This is a genomic window from Amycolatopsis sp. DSM 110486 (assembly GCF_019468465.1).
Lineage (GTDB): Bacteria > Actinomycetota > Actinomycetes > Mycobacteriales > Pseudonocardiaceae > Amycolatopsis.
The window spans coordinates 2,449,729-2,465,759 of sequence record NZ_CP080519.1 but is presented as its reverse complement, the minus strand read 5'-3'; the positions used below and the strand labels follow the sequence as shown (position 1 = coordinate 2,465,759).

Below are 16,031 nucleotides of genomic sequence, written 5' to 3'. Positions count from 1 at the left end.
CCCGAGGCTCGGTAGGCTTCCCCGGTGGTTGAACTGCTGGGGCCTGCCGAGATCCGCGGGCTGGCGGACGAGCTCGACGTCCGGCCGACGAAGAAGCTCGGCCAGAACTTCGTGCACGACCCCAACACGGTTCGCCGCATCGTCGAGTTGGCCGGAGTTCAGCCGGGCGACGTCGTCCTCGAGGTCGGACCCGGGCTGGGGTCGCTGACGCTGGGCCTGCTCGACGCCGGGGCCCGCGTGGTGGCCGTCGAGATCGATCCGAAGCTGGCGGCGCGGCTTCCGCGCACTGCCGCCGAACGCGCTTCTTCCGTCGCGGATCAGCTGAGCGTGGTCGGCGCCGACGCGTTGCGGATCAGCGCGGCTGATCTGCCGGCCGAACCCGTGTCGCTGGTCGCGAACCTCCCGTACAACGTCGCGGTCCCCGTCGTGCTGCACCTGCTGGCCGAGCTTCCCTCGCTGCAGCGCGGGATGGTGATGGTGCAGACGGAGGTCGCCGACCGCATGGCCGCCGGTCCCGGCAGCCGCATCTACGGCGTGCCCAGCGTGAAGCTCGCTTGGTACGGGCCGGCGCGCAAGGTCGGCGCCGTGCCGCGGTCGGTGTTCTGGCCGGTGCCGAACGTCGACTCGTCCCTCGTGGCTTTCGAACGCGGCACTCCGATGGAGGGCGTCGAGCGGCAACGCCTGTTCGCGGTCGTGGACGCCGCGTTCTCCCAACGCCGCAAGACGCTGCGCGCGGCCCTCGCCGGCTGGGCCGGTTCGGCCGATCGCGCCGGCGAGCTCCTCGTGGCGGCCGGAATCGACCCGAAGACGCGCGGCGAGCAGCTCGACGTGCACGACTTCGTCCGGCTCGCGGCTCAAGCCTGAAAGATCCGGCGCAGGTGGTAGTCCAGCGTCGCGAGGACTTCGGGCGGGGTGAAGCGGCCGTGCAGGACGTCGAGGCCCAGGCCGGTGAAGCCCGCGACCAGCAGGTTGGCCTCGTGCCGCGGCTGGACGCCAGGCGGGAGCGCCACGCGGCGCAACAGGCTGGTGAGCAGGTCTTCGATCGGCGTCTCGGCGTGCAGGAACACCTTCGCCAGCGCCGGGTCGCTGTGGGTGCGGCTGAAGTAGGCGCGGTGGACGCGTAGCGACAGTTCGCGCTCGGCGTCCAGCGGGAGCAGCTCCGTGAGCAGAGTCCGGACCACGCCGCGCACGCTCTGGTCGAGCTGTGCCGCGATGCGGGCCTGCGTGCGCTGCTCGCCGCGTTCATGGAGGTAACGCAGGGACAACACGAGCAGGTTGTGCTTCGTTTCGAAGTAGTACTGCACCAGCCGCAGTGACACGCCTGCCTCGGCGGCCACCTCGCGCATGCTCACGGAGTCGAGCCCGCGTTCGGCCGCGATGCGCCACACCGCCCCGGCGATCTCGCGCCGGCGCTGCTCGTGGTCGACCCGGTGCGCCACGGTCCTCCTCCGCTGTAGTGGTACGACTGTATCCGATACGCACGTATCACAAACGGGCGTGACGGACGTCCGGATTCGACTCGTGGACGGGAGTGGACGTCCGGCCGGGAAGACGAAGTGTCTCGCCGTGGCGAACTACCTCGCCGAACCGTCATTTACCCACGCGCGAGCTGCCCCGCGATTCCCGTGCCGGAATCGCGGCTCCACCAGGGATCGGCAGCGTCCACAGTGGAATAGGCGCCGGATTCGCCGCGCGGAAGAAATTCGGTGCCGGAGCTTTCGGGGTCCACGATGTGGCTGCGGGTGTCCCGGTATCCGGGCACCACCACTCGTGTGATCTGCACCAACGCGCTTGCGTTCACCCAATGGGATCGGCTTTACTCAGAAACGTCCATCCCGAGCGACTGAGAGACCTGGCTCGCCGAAGTCGCAGCAACCACCCCCCATGGGGCAGGTGCTACAGCCAGGACCGATGGAGGCTGTTTCCGATGCAGAGGGTAGCCCGCCCGCTCCTGTTGACCCGGCGGCGCGTCGTCGATGAAGGTCGCCGCACGGTATGTGCGTGTCGACGCTCCACAGTCATCGCCTGATCCTTTCTTCCGCAATTCTGCGCACCGTCCGAAAAGGACGGTAATTCGGTGACGCCCGGCGCGCCCGGAAACGGTGCTGCGCCTCATGCCTGGAGCTCTCTTCGTGATCACTGTCGAAAACGTGTCCAAGTCCTTTCCCCTCAACGGAAATCCGGTCGCCGCGCTGCGTGATGTGAGCGTCGACGTGCAGGCCGGTTCCCTCTTCGGCGTGGTGGGCCCCGCCGGCTCCGGCAAGTCCACGCTCGCCCGCTGCATCGCGCTGCAGGAGCGCCCGGACCGCGGTGTCGTGCGGCTCGACGGCCTCAACACCGGTGCGCTCGACGGCCGCCGGCTGCGTGAGGTCCGCCGCCAGCTGGGTGTCGTCGGCACCAAGCCGGAGCTGCTCGCCGAGCGCACCGTCGCCGGCAACATCGCCACCCCGCTGGAGCAGCTCGGCATCGACGGGCCGCAGCGCAAGACCCGCGTCGGCAACCTGCTCGACCTCGTGGGCCTCACCGCCCGTGCCGCGCAGAAGCCGGCCGACCTCACGCCCGGCCAGCTGCGCCGCGTCGCCGTGGCCAGGGCACTCGCCGCCGGCCCGGCCGTGCTGCTCGCCGACGACCCCACCGCCGGCATCGCCCCCGAGGAGGCCGGCGCCGTGCTGGCCGTGCTCGACCGGGCGCGCGCCGAGCTGGGCACCACCGTGCTGCTGACCACTCCGGACGCCGGCGTCGTCCGCCGCGTCTGCGACGACGTCGCGGTGCTCGAAGACGGCGCGGTCGTCGAACGCGGTCACGTGCTCGACCTCATCGCCTCGCCGGGCAGCTGGACCGCGCAGGCGGTGCTGCCGGCGATCGAGACCGCCCGCGCGCAGGCCGCGAAGTACGACCGGTCCGCCGACGTCGTGCTGATCGGCTTCGCGTCCGTCGGCGCCCTGCTGCCCGAGGCGGCCGGCCGCTTCGACGTGGAGGTCGCCACCATCGGCGGCGGACTCACGCGCATCGGTGACACCCCGATCGCTCGTTTCCGCATCGGTGTCCGCGGCGAGCGAGCCGACGCGGCGCTGGCGTGGATTGCCGACCGCGGCGCTCACGTGACGCCGGCCGTGCGGGCCGCGCAGAGCGTCGCCGCCTGATTCCAGCTGACCCCGTCGGTGCCGTGAAGGGCCCGTTGAAGGACTCCGATTCCTTCAACGGGCCCTTCCTCGCGCGGTGCGCGGGTCCCGGGGTCCAAGGTTGGCGTCGACGTGTCCGAGAGGTTGGGACAGCCGTCCTGAGGATGCCTGTTTTCTCCTGGTGGGGAGCCCAGGCGCCCGGCCACGTAGGCTTGACGGGTGCTCGCCGTAGTTCCACCACCAGTCACCGTCCGGGTCCCGGCCAAGGTCAACCTGCACCTGGCCATCGGTGACCTGCGCGAGGACGGCTACCACGACTTGGTCACCGTCTTCCAGGCGTTGTCGCTCACGGACGAGGTGACCGTCGCGGCCACCGACGACCCGGGGCTCGAGGTCTTCGGCGAGGGGGAGGGGTCGGTGCCCACCGACGCCACCAACCTCGCCTGGCGCGCGGCCCAGGAGCTCTCCGCCTACGCCGGCCGCGCCGAGGGAGACGACCTGAAGGTGCGGATCGTGCTGCGCAAGGGCATCCCCGTCGCCGGCGGTATGGCGGGCGGGAGCGCCGACGCGGCGGCGACGCTCGTCGGCCTGGCCTCGCTGTGGAAGCTCGACGTGACGCGCGACGAGCTGGCCGCCATCGCGGGCAAGCTCGGCAGCGACGTGCCTTTCGCACTCTACGGCGGCACCGCGCTCGGCACCGGCCGCGGTGAGCAGCTCGTGCCCGTGCTGTCGCGCCACACGTTCCACTGGGTGCTCGCGTTCGACACCGAAGGCCTGTCGACGCCGAAGGTGTTCGGCGAGCTCGACCGCCTGCGCGCCGAAGGCAACCCGCCGCGCATCGGCTCGCACACCCCGGTCGTCGAGGCCCTCGCGTCGGGCGACCCCCGTCAGCTCGCGCTGCTGCTGGGCAACGACCTGCAGGCGGCCGCCGTGTCGCTGCGTCCCGGCTTGCGCCGCACGCTGCGCGCGGGCGTGAACGCGGGTGCGCTGGCCGGGTGTGTGTCCGGCTCGGGGCCCACGTGCGCGTTCCTCTGCGCCGACGCGCAGGCCGCCGTCGAGGTGGCGGCCGAGCTGTCCGGCGCCGGCGTGTGCCGAACCGTGCGCGTCGCCCATGGCCCGGTGCCTGGCGCCCGGCTGGTCGGCGGCGACGACGCACCCCGTGGCACGCCACCGCGTGTGCACGCCTGAACATCTGTCCATTGTGGAAAGGATCGGCTGAATCGGATGGCCAACCTGGTCAACCTGGAGTCGGTGAGCAAGTCGTACGGGGTGAAACCGCTGCTGGACAGCGTTTCTCTCGGCGTCGCCGCCGGACAGCGCATCGGCGTAGTCGGTCTCAACGGTGGTGGCAAGACCACGCTGCTGGAGGTGCTCGCGGGTCTGAGCGAGCCGGATTCCGGCCGGGTGAGCCATGTTCGTGACCTGCGCATGGCCGTCGTCACCCAGCGAACCGAGCTGCCTTCGGGCAGCACGGTCGGCGACGTCGTACTCGAACGCTATGGCGCGGAACACGAATGGGCCGCCGACGCGCGCGTCCGGTCCATTGTGGACGGACTCGGCATCACGGCGATCGGTCTCGAAACCCCGACCGCGAACCTCTCCGGTGGCGAACGCCGTCGCGTCGCGCTGGCCGCGGCGCTGACCGGCGAGCTCGACCTCGTGGTGCTCGACGAGCCCACCAACCACCTGGACGTCGAAGGTGTCCGCTGGCTGGCCGACCACCTGCTGGCGCGCAGGATCGCCGTGGTGGTCGTGACCCACGACCGGTGGTTCCTCGACACCATCGCGAGCCTCACGTGGGAGGTCACAGGAGGGCGCGTCGAGCAGTACGAAGGTGGTTACGCCGACTGGATCTTCGCGCGCGCCGAGCGGGCGCGCCTGGCCGCGACGGCCGAGGAGAAGCGGCAGAACCTGGCGCGCAAGGAGCTGGCGTGGCTGCGCCGCGGCCCGCAGGCGCGCTCGTCGAAGCCGCGCTACCGCGTGGAAGCCGCCGAGGCGCTGATCGCCGACGTGCCGCCGCTGCGCGACTCCGTGGAGCTGATGGCGTTCGCCAAGCGCCGCCTCGGCAAGACGGTGCTGGAGCTGGAAGACGTGTCGTTCAGCGTCGGCGACCGGACGCTGCTGGACCACGTGACGTGGCGGATCGGGCCGGGTGACCGCGTGGGTCTCGTCGGCGTGAACGGGTCCGGCAAGACGTCGCTGCTCAAGCTGCTGGGCGGCGACGTCACTCCCGAGACGGGGCGGCGGGTCAAGGGCAAGACGGTCGCGCTCGCGCACCTGCGCCAGGAGCTCGACGACCTGCCGGCCGACCTGCGCGTGCTGCAGGCGATCGAGCAGGTGGCGGGGCGCGTGGTATTCGGCAAGCAGGAGATGACGGCGTCGCAGCTGGGCGAGAAGCTCGGCTTCCCGGCCGAACGGCAGTGGACGCCCGTCGGTGACCTGTCGGGTGGCGAGCGGCGCCGGCTGCAGCTGTGCCGGCTGCTGATGGCCGAGCCCAACGTGCTGCTGCTCGACGAGCCCACCAACGACCTGGACATCGACACCCTGCAGCAGCTCGAAGACCTGCTCGACGGCTGGCCCGGCACGATGGTCGTGGTCTCGCACGACCGCTACCTCGTCGAGCGCGTCTGCGACACGACCGTGGCCCTGTTCGGCGACGGCCACGTGACGAACCTGCCCGGCGGCATCGAGGAGTACCTCAACCGCCGCACGAAGCTGCAGGCGGCGACGCCGGGGCGCGGCGCGTCGGCAGCTCCGGAGAAGGCCGAGGCCAAGCGCAGCAACGCGGAGATCCGGGCCGCGCAGAAGGAGCTCGGCCGGCTGGAGCGCAAGCTCGACCAGCTGGCCAAACGCGAGGAGAAGCTGCACGCGGCACTGCTCGAGGCGGCCACGGACCCGGACAAGCTCATCGCGTTGAACACGGAGCTGAAGAGCGTGCACGCGGAGAAGGAAGACGTCGAGGCGACGTGGCTGGAGACGTCCGAAGCGCTCGAATGACGGCTTGATCGACGCTGTTCACGCCGCCGCAGGCGAGCGTTGACAACAAGACAGTAATCTGTCGCGCATGAGTCGGTTCGTGGACACGCTCGTCGAGACGGCGACGGGGCGGGGTCAGCAGCGCGGCATGGTCACGGGCGAGCCCAAGGAGCCGGTTCGCCGGACGTGGGCCGAGGTCCACGACCAGGCCAAGAAGATTGCCGGTGGGTTGGTCGCGGGCGGGTTGAAGCCCGGGAGCGCGGTGGCCGTGCTGGCCGCGGCGCCGGTGCTCATCGCGCCCACCGTGCAGGCCGTGTGGCTGGCCGGCGGCAGCGTGACGATGCTGCACCAGCCGACGGCGCGCACGGACCTCGCCGAGTGGGCCGAGGACACGGTCAAGGTGCTGGGGATGATCGGCGCCGGGCTGGTGGTGCTGGGCGAGCCGTTCGACCAGCTCGCGCCCGTGCTGGCCGAGAAGGGTATCCAGCACCGCCTGATCACGGAGCTGGCCGAGGCCGAGCCGCTGGCCGAGGTCGTGCCCACCGACGAGGGCGCCACCGCGTTGCTGCAGCTCACCAGCGGTTCGACGGCCGACCCCAAGGCCGTGCGCATCACCTACGGCAACCTCTACACCAACGTCAAGGCCATGGTCGACCGCGCGGAGTTCGACTTCGACGTCGACGTGATGGTGTCGTGGCTCCCGACGTTCCACGACATGGGCATGGTCGGCTTCCTGACCGTGCCGATGACCTTCGGCGTGGAGCTGGTGAAGATCACGCCCGTCGAGTTCCTGACCGGCCCGCTGATCTGGCCCGAGCTGATCTCCAAGTACAACGGCACCACCACGGCCGCGCCGAACTTCGCGTACGCCATCGTGGGCCGCCGCATGGCCCGCGTCGAGGACGACAACGCCTACGACCTGTCCAAGCTCCGCATCGCACTCAACGGCGCCGAGCCGATCGACGAGACGGCCGTCCAGACCTTCGTCGACGCGGGCGCACGCTTCAAGATGCCGGCCGAGTGCGTGTTCCCGGCGTACGGCATGGCCGAGGCGACTCTGGCGGTGTCTTTCGCGCCGCTGTTCACGGGTCTCACCCTGGACGTCGTCGAGGCCGACGCCCTGGAGGCGGACGACCGCGCCGTCCCGGTCCCTGAGGGCGACTCGCGGCGCGGCACGGACGCGGTGCGCTCCTTCGCCGTGCTGGGCCGTCCGCTGGACGGCCTGGAGGCGAGCATCGTCTCCGCGGACGGTTCGCTGCTGGGCGACCGCGAAGTCGGCGAAATCCGCCTCCGCGGCCCGGCCGTCACCCCGGGCTACCTCACCGTCGACGGCCCCCTCGACACCCAGGACGCCGACGGCTGGATGAAGACGGGCGACCTCGGTTACCTCATCGACGGCCAGATCGTGATCTGCGGCCGCCGCAAGGACGTCATCATCATGGGCGGCCGCAACCTGTACCCCACCGACATCGAACGCGCGGCCACGTCGGTCGAGGGCGTGCGCGCCGGCAACGCCGTCGCCGTCCGCCTCGACGCGGGCAGCCGCCGCGAACGCTTCGCCGTCGTCGTGGAGTCCAAGCTGGCCGGCGACGCGGACGCCGAACGCGCGTTGTCGAAGCAGGTCGCCGCCCGCGTCCGTGATGCCGTGGACATGCGCCCGTTCGCCGTGGTGGTCCTGCCGGCCGGCAGCCTGTCCAAGACGCCCTCGGGCAAGGTCAAGCGCGCGGCGACTGCGGTGCAGTACGCGGACAAGATCGCGCACAACGCGGACCACTGACCTCGGGTTCGACCGGCAACGTAGGCAGAACACGGAACCGGCCCACTCACCACAGTGAGCGGGCCGGTTCCGTGTTCTCGGGGCTTGGGAAGTCCGGAGGGCGGGGTTGTTTCAGGAAGAAGGACAAACGCAGGCCGGGAAAGCGCCGCGGGGGAACGACGTCGTCAAGGCCGGAAAGACCTACCGGTCCTGGAAGGACTCGGCGTTCTCCGTCACCTCCGGACGCGGGGCCCGGGAGGCGGTCGCCTCGTGTTCGTCGCGTGCGCCGGGCACGGCGGGAGCGCGCCGGCCGGACAGGTCGGCCAGCTGTTCCTCCACGGTGTCCAGGAACTGGTCGACTTCGCGTTCGTCGTAGCCGCGCTTGCCGATGAGCGGCTTGTTGAACATGACGTGGTGGACTTCGGCCGCGGTCAGGTCGTCCTCTTCGGCGATCGTTTTCGCGATGCGCCGCACGAACTCGTCGACCTCCTGTTTGGCATAGCCACGGCGGCCGATCGGGGCGTTACCGAAGGTGACCTCGGTGAGGTCCTCGGCGGTGAACGACATGAAACATTCTCCGATTCAGGGTCGGTGTGCGGACTCCCGCATTCCGTCCTAACCGGTCACCGAGGCACCGGGAACCCCGAGCGCGTCGGGACGACTCGATCAGGGCCCTATAAGCCGCCCATCGAGTGAGGAAAAACTACGCAGCGCCACTCATGATCACTAACAGAGAGCAACCGGCTGATCAGCCTGCGTGGAACTCGTTCTGGGCCGTGGTGAGCCCCTTGGCCACGAGCGCCTCGGCGGCGTCGGCGGCCACGGAGACCTCGAACGGGAGCTCCTTGCGCTCGACCGTCGAGAAGTCCTTCAGCACGAAATCGGCGGGATCCTGGCGGCCCGGCGGGCGGCCGATGCCGAAGCGCACGCGGTAGTACTCACGCGTGCCGAGCGACTTGGTGATGGAACGAAGGCCGTTGTGCCCGTTGTCGCCGCCGCCGAGCTTGAGCTTCAGCGCGCCGAACGGCACATCGAGCTCGTCGTGCACCACGACGACGCCCGAGGGCTCGACCTTGAAGAACCGCGCGGCGCCGACCACGGGCCCGCCGGAGAGGTTCATGAACGAACGCGGCTTCACCAGCACCACGCGACGGCCCGAAAGCCGCCCCTCCAGCACCTCGGCGCCGCTCTTGTGTGCCTTGAACTTGCCCCCGATGCGGGTGGCCAGCTCGTCGAGCACCATGAAGCCGACGTTGTGGCGGTTGCCGGCGTACTGGGGCCCGGGATTACCGAGGCCGGCGAGCACGATCAGCTCGCCGGCCCCAGGCAGGTCTTCACTCACGGAAGTGAGTTTATTCGGCGTCCCCGGCGGGAGCCTCGCCGCCTTCGGTGGCGGCCTCTTCGCCGGCGGTCTCTTCACGCTGCGGCTCGTTCACGGCCACGACCAGCGCTTCGCCGTCGGTCACCAGGTTCGCGCCCTGCGGCAGCGTGAGCTGCGCGGCGGTGATCTGGGTGCCGATCTCGAGACCCTCGACCGAGACCTCGATCTGGTCCGGGATGTGCAGGGCCTCGACCTCGATCTGCACGACGCCGAGGTCCTGGTTCACCAGGCCACCCGGGCCGGCGGTGCCGGTGACGACCACCGGCACGTCGACGGTGACCTTCTCGCCGCGGCGAACCACGAGCAGGTCGACGTGCTCGATGTAGTTCTTCAGCGGGTGCACGACGATGGTCTTGGTCAGCGCCAGCTCGCTGGAGCCCTCGAGGTCGAGGGTGAGCACGGCGTTGCTGCCGTTCTCACGGACGACGCGGGCGAACTCGAGGGCCGGCAGCGCGAAGTGCCGCGGGTCCGAGCCGTGCCCGTAGAGGACCGCGGGGATCTTGCCGGCGCGACGGGTGCGCCGCGCGGCGCCCTTGCCGAACTCGGTGCGCGGCTCGACGGAAAGACGTACCTCGGACACGGTGTAGCACTCCTTCAAATCACAATTCGGTGCAGCAGGTGGCGGCGGGGATCGTCGATCTCTGCTCGGGGCGGTGTTCACAAATCAGCGTTCAAAATCGGCTGCATACGGCGGCGAGTTTCCAAGCGTGCACATTCCACGGGGCTTCTCGAGCCGCCGCGTCGATCACGCTGGGCACCACAGGGTGCTCCCGCCTCGCCGAGACAACTCGAGAAGTGTAAACCCTCGTTCGACAAGGAGGTTGCGGTGGGTGGCCCCGCACGACTAAACCTTGGGTCGGCCGGCGGGCGACGACTCGATTCCGGTGGTGCAGGCGCGTGCCGCGGGCATGGGATGATCCCCGCGGAAAAGAGGGGCGAGAATGCGGGCTCGATGGATCGCCGCGGCGGTCGTACTACTGGGTGGGGTGCTGGCGGGTTGTCAGGTCGCGGTGACGGGTTCGGCGGGGGTTTCCGCCGCTGACCAGCAGATAGCCGACCGGCTGGCGCAGCAGCGAGATGCCGTGGACGCCGCGTTGGACGCGCTGGGCAAGGCGCCCGCGCTGGAGCTCGACACCACGGTGAAGGACGCGTCGGGCAAGCCGATCGGTCTCGGTTTCCGCATCACTCGCAATGGTGACGGGTTCGGCGCGCTGCCGTTCGAAGGTCACGTGGTGCAGGTCACCGAGCTCGCGGACGATCTCTACCTCTCCGCCGACGCCGACTACTGGAAGTCGCACGGCCTCGAGGAAAACAGCACGCAGTTCGGTGCCGGTTGGGTGCACACCGTCGGTACGGAGCTGCCGATGGACCCCGGCGCGCGGTTCGCCCCGGACCAGCTCGTGACCGGGCTGGTCAAATCGTTGTCGAGTCTCAACCAGACGGCCGACCCGGTGAAGCGCAAGCTCGAGGACGGCACGGAGGTCTACCAGCTCGGCGGCGGCCTCGGCGCGCTGCAGGTGACCACCGCGCAGCCCTTCCGCGTGGTCTCGTTCGCGCCGGCGCTGCTCGACCCGCTGGGCGGCCCGAAGCTCGGCACCGGGTTCCAGGTGAAGTCGCTGACCGGCGACGCGCTCAAGAAGTTCCACACCGACTTCGACAACACGGTCGGCGGGCTCGGACAGCCGTTCGACGGGCTCGCGCAGTCGAGCGTGGTGGTCACCAACGACCGCCTCGACTGCAAGGACTTCGTCGGCTCGTGCACCGCCACAGTCGACGTGACCAACAGCGTCGTCGGCAACAGCTCGGGCTCGAAGCCCGTGGTGCACGTGACGCTCACGATCGACGTCAGCGCCGATTCGCTCGGCTCGAAGACCTGCACCACGCAGGGTGACGCGGCGGCCGACGCGACCATCACGATGTCGTGCTCGGTCAAGTTCTCGCTGCCCAACCGCACCGCCAGCTACCAGGTGCTCGCGAAGCCGACGGCCGTCGGCGAGGTGCACGTGCCCTTCGACGCGAACGCGGTGAAGGCCGAGCTCGCGAAGTCGTTCGCCCTTCTCGGCGCCTGACCTGCACGCCTACCGCGGGGTGCGTTGGTTTCGTTGAAGTAGTGGATCTTCCGTTCGTACCCTCGACGTCGTCGAGGTGTCCTCAGGAGGAGCGGAAGATGAGCAAGCTGGTGGTGTTCGGCGCGACGGGGTACGCCGGTGGCCGGATCACGGACGAGGCGCTGCGGCGCGGGCATGCGGTCGTCGGGGTGGCGCGCAAGGCCGAGGGCCTGCCCGCCGAGGTCGAGGCCCGCACGGGCTCGATGCACGACGCCGGGTTCGTCGCCGACGTGACGAAGGGGGCCGACGTGATCGTGATCGCGACCCCGGGCCGGGTGAACGACGAGGGGCAGAAGCTGCTCGACGCGTTGCCGACGCTCGCCGACGCGGCCCGCGCGGCCGGTGCGCGGCTGTCGTTCGTGGGCGGCGCGGCCTCGCTGCTCGTGGCCGAGGGTGGCCCGCGGTTGCTGGACACGCCGGACTTCCCGGACGCGTACAAGCCCGAGGCGAGCAGCCACGCCGAGGTTCTGGCCGCCCTGCGCGAGCTGCCCGGCGACGTCGAGTGGTTCTACGTGAGCCCGGCCGCGGAGTTCGGCGCGTGGAACGCCGGCGAGCGCACGGGGTCGTTCCGTGTGGGTGGCGACGTGCTGCTGTCCGACGAGGAGGGCCGTTCGCAGATCGGCGGTGACGACTTCGCGATCGCGTTCGTGGACGAGATCGACGAGCCGCGCCACAGCCGGGCGCGGTTCACCGTCGCGTACTGACGGCGGACGGGGACCCTCGAAGCCGAGGGGCCCCGGCTCGGGTCAGCCCGGGGAGCCGACGGTGCAGAAGAACTTCGTGGCGTGGGCCGGGTCGAGGGCGTTCGTGACGAGGTTCCAGACGTTGAGGTCATACGCCTCGCCGATGTGGCCCACCGGGTCGAACGGACACGTGTCCTGCACGTATTCGTTCACCACACCCGGCTCGCGCACGAACGACGTGTCGGTGGGGGTCACGAGCTCGTCGTAGCGCGAGGTGATCACGGTGTACTTCACGCCGGCCTGTGCGATGGGACCGGTGGTCAGCTTCTTCACGGCGGCGCCGTCGGTGATCAGGTCGTCGCAGGCGGGGCAGCCGAGCGTGGACAGGGCCTTGCCGACGGCGTCGCGCTCGCCCTGCCCGAGCAGGTACGCGAGCTTGGTGAGGCCGGCGAACGTGGTCCCGTGCGTGGGCGGCGCGATGGACACGACCGAGCCGATCTTGTCCGCGATGCCCTGAGTCTTCGTGACGTAGAGGGACTGGAAGCCGCCCTCGGAGTGACCCACGATGTCCACTTGCGACGCCCCGGTCTCGGCGAGCACCTGGCCGATGAACTGCTTGATCTCGCCCGCCGAGTCGGCGATCGGGCGCAGGCCGCCGACCACGGGGAAGCCCGGGTAGGCGCCGTAGGTCTGGCTGAAGGCGCAGTAGCCCTTGGCCGCGACGGCCGACTGCAGGAAGTTGAGGTCCTCGTAGTAGGTGGCGCCCAGGCCGTGGAGGAAGACCACGGGCCGGGGGTGCGCCGCGCTCGGGCGGCACGACGGGTCGTTGTTGCCGCCGGCCGCCTGCGCGGGCGCGGCGGTGAACGCGGCCGCCACGAGCGCCACGGCGGCCAGCACGGCCGCTTTGGTCCGCAGTTTCCTCATGGAGAAGGGTCCTTCCTCACGGTCACCGGCGGCGTTGCCGGTGGTTCAGGGGGTGGGGTAGAGCGCGGCGACGACGTTCCTGCGGATCTCGAGGGCCGGGGTCGGCTCACCGGACTCGACGGAGAACGGCTTGCGTACGAGCGCGAAGTCCCGGACTCGCTCGGGCGGAGAATAACGTGCGTTCACCGACTCCACGTCACGGGCGATGACCGAGCGCAGTCGTTCGCCGGCGTGCCAGGTGTGTTTGTCCGGATTGATCCCGGTTTCGAGGGCGAACGCGGCAGTTCGTTCTCGATGGCGGCGGGGAGAGGTTCTTCCGGCAGGGTGATGACCAGAGGATCGTCCACTTTGGACTCGTGGGAGCGGGCGACGTCTTCGTGGAGCTGGGCGAACGTGCGCTCGTGCCAGGTGCCGTTCTCGAGGTACCGCTGTGCGCTTGACATCGAATACCTCCCGGTATTGGATACCTGAAGGTATTGAGTTGGCTTCGTGAAAGTCAAGCCCTTGATCAGGAGGATTCACCCCGATGCCCGCACCGGGCCGCACGCGGCCGACGCGCGCTGAAACGCGCCGCCGAATCCTCGACGCGGCGTTCCAGGTCTTCGGCGACCGGGGCATCGCGGCCTCGAAACTGACCGAGGTCGCGGCCGCCGCCGGTCTGACGAAGGGGGCGGTCTACTCCAGCTTCGCGTCGAAGGACGAACTGGTGCTGGCGTTGATGGAGGAGCACGCGGCGCACCGGCTTTCCGCCAGCCTCGAGAGCTTCGCCTCCGCCGGCACCGGCGCGGCCGGCCTCGCGGACGTCGCGGCGGTGTTGATGCACGAAATGCGCACGGATGCGGTGTGGCACCGGCTGTTGGCGGAGTTCTTCGCCCTGGCGCACCACGACGCTGACCGCAGACTTGCCTTGCGCGACCGTCGCCGCGCTGTCCGGCGGACGATCGCGGCGGCGTTGGAGCGCTTGGCTTCGGGGTTCGGCTTCTCCTTGCCGTTGCCGGCCGAAGAGTTCGCGGTGATCCTGCTGGCGCTGAGCAACGGCCTGGCCGTGGAAGGGGACATCGACGACGAAGCCGTCCCCGAGGGCCTGCTGGGTCGCGTCCTGACGTTGATCGCCGGCGACGCGGTGGCTGCCGTGCGTTCCGCGGCGGAAAGCGTGGCCGGGGACTGAAAACCGCGTCCGCTGCGTTGCCCGGGACCGCTCCCGAAGCGCATGGTTACCGTCGCGCGTATGACTGAGCCACTCGGAAGTCACGCCACTGATCGCGAACCGCCGTGCTCTGGACGGCGCGAGGTCCGGCTGTGACGCGCCGCGATGACGTGGCACGGCGGCTGCGCGGGATTCTCCGCCCCTCGACCGGAGCCGTGCGGGCGCAGCGGGACCTGGGTGACGAGCTGGCTTCCGAATCAGCGGCCGCCGCCGAGAGGGCGGGCGGAACCGGCGAAGAGCCCGGCCGCCGCGACATCGACGAGACCGGGGGAGGCATTGTCTCCCACTACGTTTCGGGCCCCTCCGAGGTTCGGCACCCCGGTTCCGGCCGGCACCCGGCGTCGGCAGACCACGCCGGCCACAGCGAGCGAGAGCCGGCCGGCTCTCGCAGCCTTGACCTCAGTGCGCACGCCGAACAGCTGCTGCGAAAGCGCATCGTCGTCCTGAGCGCCGAGATCGACGACGCGATCGCCAACACGATTACCGCGCAGCTGCTGCTCCTCGAGGATGCGGACGCGAGTGCCGACATCACCTTCTTCATCAACTCGCCCGGTGGCTCCGTCACGGCCGGCATGGCCATCCTCGACACGATGGACCTCGTCAAACCGGACGTCGCCACCTGCGCCATGGGGCTGGCCGCCGGCATGGCACAGCTGCTCGTGTCGAGTGGCACGCCCGGCAAGCGGTCCGCCATCCCGCAGGCCGTGGTCGCGTTGAGCCTTCCTCAGCTCCAGCCGGATCCGTCGCCGGTGCGGCTCGCTCTGCTCGACAAGTGGACCAGCGAAGTCGTGGGGTTGATCGCGGCCGGCAGCGGTCAACCCGTCGAGCGAGTTCGCGCGGATGCCGAGCGGCAGCGGCGATTCACCGCGGCCGAGGCCCTCGTGTACGGCTTGGTCGACCGGGTGACGGAGAACCGCGCACGGGGATGATCGAGTTGTGGATCACTCGGTGGTCAACGGCCGCGCAACCGAGCGACCACCGGTGCCAGCGTCTCCATCATCGAGTCGAAAACCGTGATGTACGAAAACCCGTACCGTTCCCGGCGCTCGACGAGCTGAGTGACGATTTCGTCGACCGTCCCGAGCAACAGCTGCGGAGCTTCGAGGAGCTCGTCGACGCCGGGTTCCGGGTCTGTCAACGCCTGCCATTCCGCGGCGGCGGCGCGGCGATCGTCGGTCACGACCACCCGCTGGACCAGCATGTTGTACTCGATTTCCCGACCTCCCGCGAGTGACCGGAAGTACGCCACCCGCGCATCCATCGCCGAAGCCGGATCCAGCACGAACGTCCCCGGCGGCTTACCCGGGGCTTGGCGCAGACCGGCGAACCCCACGATGTCCGCATCAGACGCCGCCAGCGACAGCACCCCGTCGCTGTTGCCCGCGATCAGCAGCGGCGGGAGATCCGCGCCGAGCCGAGAACGCAGCTCGGCCAAGCCGTCACGCAGGTAAGCGATCCGATCGGCAGCTTTCAGCCACGGCAACCCGGCCTCGTCGAACTCCGACTTCATGTGGCCCGAACCCAGCCCCAGCTCCAACCGCCCACCGGTCAGGACCCAGGTGTTCGCCACATCTCGCGCGAACAAAGCCACGTTGTAGAACGGCAGGTTCGACACCAACGTCCCCACGCGCGGTCGAGAAGTGGCAGCCGCCGCGGCCACCAGCGCGGGAAACGGCGCGGGGCGGCCGGCGCCCAGGTGGTCGGGCACGCTGATCGCGTCGTACCCGAGCTCCTCGGCCCGCCGGCACAAGCCGACGAACGACGAATCGACAGTCCGCAGACTGACACCGAACTTGAAGTTCCCCATGACGCACGAACCTAGCCGCGCCACGCCACGCGGCACACACAGTTTCGCCGCCGGCGGATCGAAATCC

General features: G+C 69.9%; 16 protein-coding genes and 1 riboswitch. Of the genes, 9 read left to right on the top strand and 7 right to left on the bottom strand.

Annotated features, from left to right (window positions below; translation table 11 throughout):
- The first annotated feature begins 24 nt into the window (after positions 1 to 24).
- Positions 25 to 864 (top strand): 16S rRNA (adenine(1518)-N(6)/adenine(1519)-N(6))-dimethyltransferase RsmA, encoded by an 840-nt coding sequence (gene rsmA, locus K1T34_RS11885; RefSeq protein WP_220244324.1) that lies wholly within the window; start codon positions 25 to 27, stop codon positions 862 to 864.
- Here the strand turns inward: rsmA and K1T34_RS11880 are convergent.
- Complete coding sequence (locus K1T34_RS11880; protein WP_220244323.1) at positions 855 to 1,439, bottom strand: TetR/AcrR family transcriptional regulator; 585 nt, start codon at positions 1,437 to 1,439, stop codon at positions 855 to 857. The genes rsmA and K1T34_RS11880 overlap by 10 nt on opposite strands.
- 388 nt (positions 1,440 to 1,827) lie before the next feature.
- Positions 1,828 to 1,918: riboswitch (SAM riboswitch) on the top strand.
- A gap of 214 nt (positions 1,919 to 2,132) precedes the next feature.
- On the opposite strand from K1T34_RS11880, the gene K1T34_RS11875 reads away from it, so the two are divergent.
- From K1T34_RS11875 to K1T34_RS11860, 4 genes are all read left to right on the top strand, one after another.
- A complete protein-coding gene (locus K1T34_RS11875; RefSeq protein ID WP_220244322.1) occupies positions 2,133 to 3,143 on the top strand; it encodes a methionine ABC transporter ATP-binding protein in 1,011 nt (336 codons plus the stop codon).
- Between the two features lie 198 nt (positions 3,144 to 3,341).
- The gene (locus K1T34_RS11870) at positions 3,342 to 4,310 is read left to right on the top strand and encodes a 4-(cytidine 5'-diphospho)-2-C-methyl-D-erythritol kinase (RefSeq protein WP_220244321.1); all 969 of its coding nucleotides are present in this window, start codon (positions 3,342 to 3,344) and stop codon (positions 4,308 to 4,310) included.
- Positions 4,311 to 4,346: 36 nt separating this feature from the next.
- Complete coding sequence (locus K1T34_RS11865) at positions 4,347 to 6,119, top strand: ABC-F family ATP-binding cassette domain-containing protein (RefSeq protein ID WP_220244320.1); 1,773 nt, start codon at positions 4,347 to 4,349, stop codon at positions 6,117 to 6,119.
- 67 nt (positions 6,120 to 6,186) lie between these two features.
- Positions 6,187 to 7,875, top strand: coding sequence for a fatty acyl-AMP ligase (locus K1T34_RS11860; protein WP_220244319.1), 1,689 nt, complete (start codon positions 6,187 to 6,189; stop codon positions 7,873 to 7,875).
- A 180-nt stretch (positions 7,876 to 8,055) separates the two neighbouring features.
- Here K1T34_RS11860 and K1T34_RS11855 read toward each other — a convergent pair whose 3' ends face one another.
- The 3 genes from K1T34_RS11855 to K1T34_RS11845 form a co-directional block, all read right to left on the bottom strand.
- The gene (locus tag K1T34_RS11855; RefSeq protein WP_220244318.1) at positions 8,056 to 8,421 is read right to left on the bottom strand and encodes a DivIVA domain-containing protein; all 366 of its coding nucleotides are present in this window, start codon (positions 8,419 to 8,421) and stop codon (positions 8,056 to 8,058) included.
- Positions 8,422 to 8,602: 181 nt separating this feature from the next.
- A complete protein-coding gene (gene pth, locus K1T34_RS11850; protein ID WP_220244317.1) occupies positions 8,603 to 9,196 on the bottom strand; it encodes an aminoacyl-tRNA hydrolase in 594 nt (197 codons plus the stop codon).
- A 10-nt stretch (positions 9,197 to 9,206) separates the two neighbouring features.
- Positions 9,207 to 9,815: a 50S ribosomal protein L25/general stress protein Ctc gene (locus K1T34_RS11845; RefSeq protein WP_220244316.1), complete on the bottom strand. Its 609-nt coding sequence runs from the start codon at positions 9,813 to 9,815 to the stop codon at positions 9,207 to 9,209.
- 361 nt (positions 9,816 to 10,176) lie between these two features.
- Here K1T34_RS11845 and K1T34_RS11840 point away from each other — a divergent pair, with 361 nt between their 5' ends.
- Positions 10,177 to 11,304 carry a hypothetical protein gene (locus K1T34_RS11840; RefSeq protein ID WP_220244315.1) on the top strand — a complete coding sequence of 376 codons (1,128 nt, stop codon included), beginning with the start codon at positions 10,177 to 10,179 and terminating at the stop codon, positions 11,302 to 11,304.
- Between the two features lie 98 nt (positions 11,305 to 11,402).
- Positions 11,403 to 12,047 (top strand): NAD(P)-dependent oxidoreductase, encoded by a 645-nt coding sequence (locus K1T34_RS11835; RefSeq protein WP_220244314.1) that lies wholly within the window; start codon positions 11,403 to 11,405, stop codon positions 12,045 to 12,047.
- A 42-nt stretch (positions 12,048 to 12,089) separates the two neighbouring features.
- On the opposite strand, the gene K1T34_RS11830 is transcribed toward K1T34_RS11835, so the two are convergent.
- Both K1T34_RS11830 and K1T34_RS11825 read right to left on the bottom strand, forming a co-directional pair.
- Complete coding sequence (locus tag K1T34_RS11830; protein WP_255638460.1) at positions 12,090 to 12,950, bottom strand: triacylglycerol lipase; 861 nt, start codon at positions 12,948 to 12,950, stop codon at positions 12,090 to 12,092.
- 45 nt (positions 12,951 to 12,995) lie between these two features.
- Positions 12,996 to 13,136, bottom strand: coding sequence for a hypothetical protein (locus tag K1T34_RS11825; RefSeq protein WP_220244313.1), 141 nt, complete (start codon positions 13,134 to 13,136; stop codon positions 12,996 to 12,998).
- Positions 13,137 to 13,476: 340 nt separating this feature from the next.
- Here K1T34_RS11825 and K1T34_RS11820 point away from each other — a divergent pair, with 340 nt between their 5' ends.
- Together K1T34_RS11820 and K1T34_RS11815 are read left to right on the top strand one after the other, a co-directional pair.
- On the top strand, positions 13,477 to 14,118 hold the full coding sequence (locus K1T34_RS11820; protein WP_220244312.1) for a TetR/AcrR family transcriptional regulator: 642 nt from the start codon (positions 13,477 to 13,479) through the stop codon (positions 14,116 to 14,118).
- 458 nt (positions 14,119 to 14,576) lie between these two features.
- Complete coding sequence (locus tag K1T34_RS11815) at positions 14,577 to 15,086, top strand: ATP-dependent Clp protease proteolytic subunit (RefSeq protein WP_255638753.1); 510 nt, start codon at positions 14,577 to 14,579, stop codon at positions 15,084 to 15,086.
- A 23-nt stretch (positions 15,087 to 15,109) separates the two neighbouring features.
- On the opposite strand, the gene K1T34_RS11810 is transcribed toward K1T34_RS11815, so the two are convergent.
- Positions 15,110 to 15,964, bottom strand: coding sequence for a TIGR03621 family F420-dependent LLM class oxidoreductase (locus K1T34_RS11810; RefSeq protein WP_220244311.1), 855 nt, complete (start codon positions 15,962 to 15,964; stop codon positions 15,110 to 15,112).
- Positions 15,965 to 16,031: the final 67 nt, after the last annotated feature.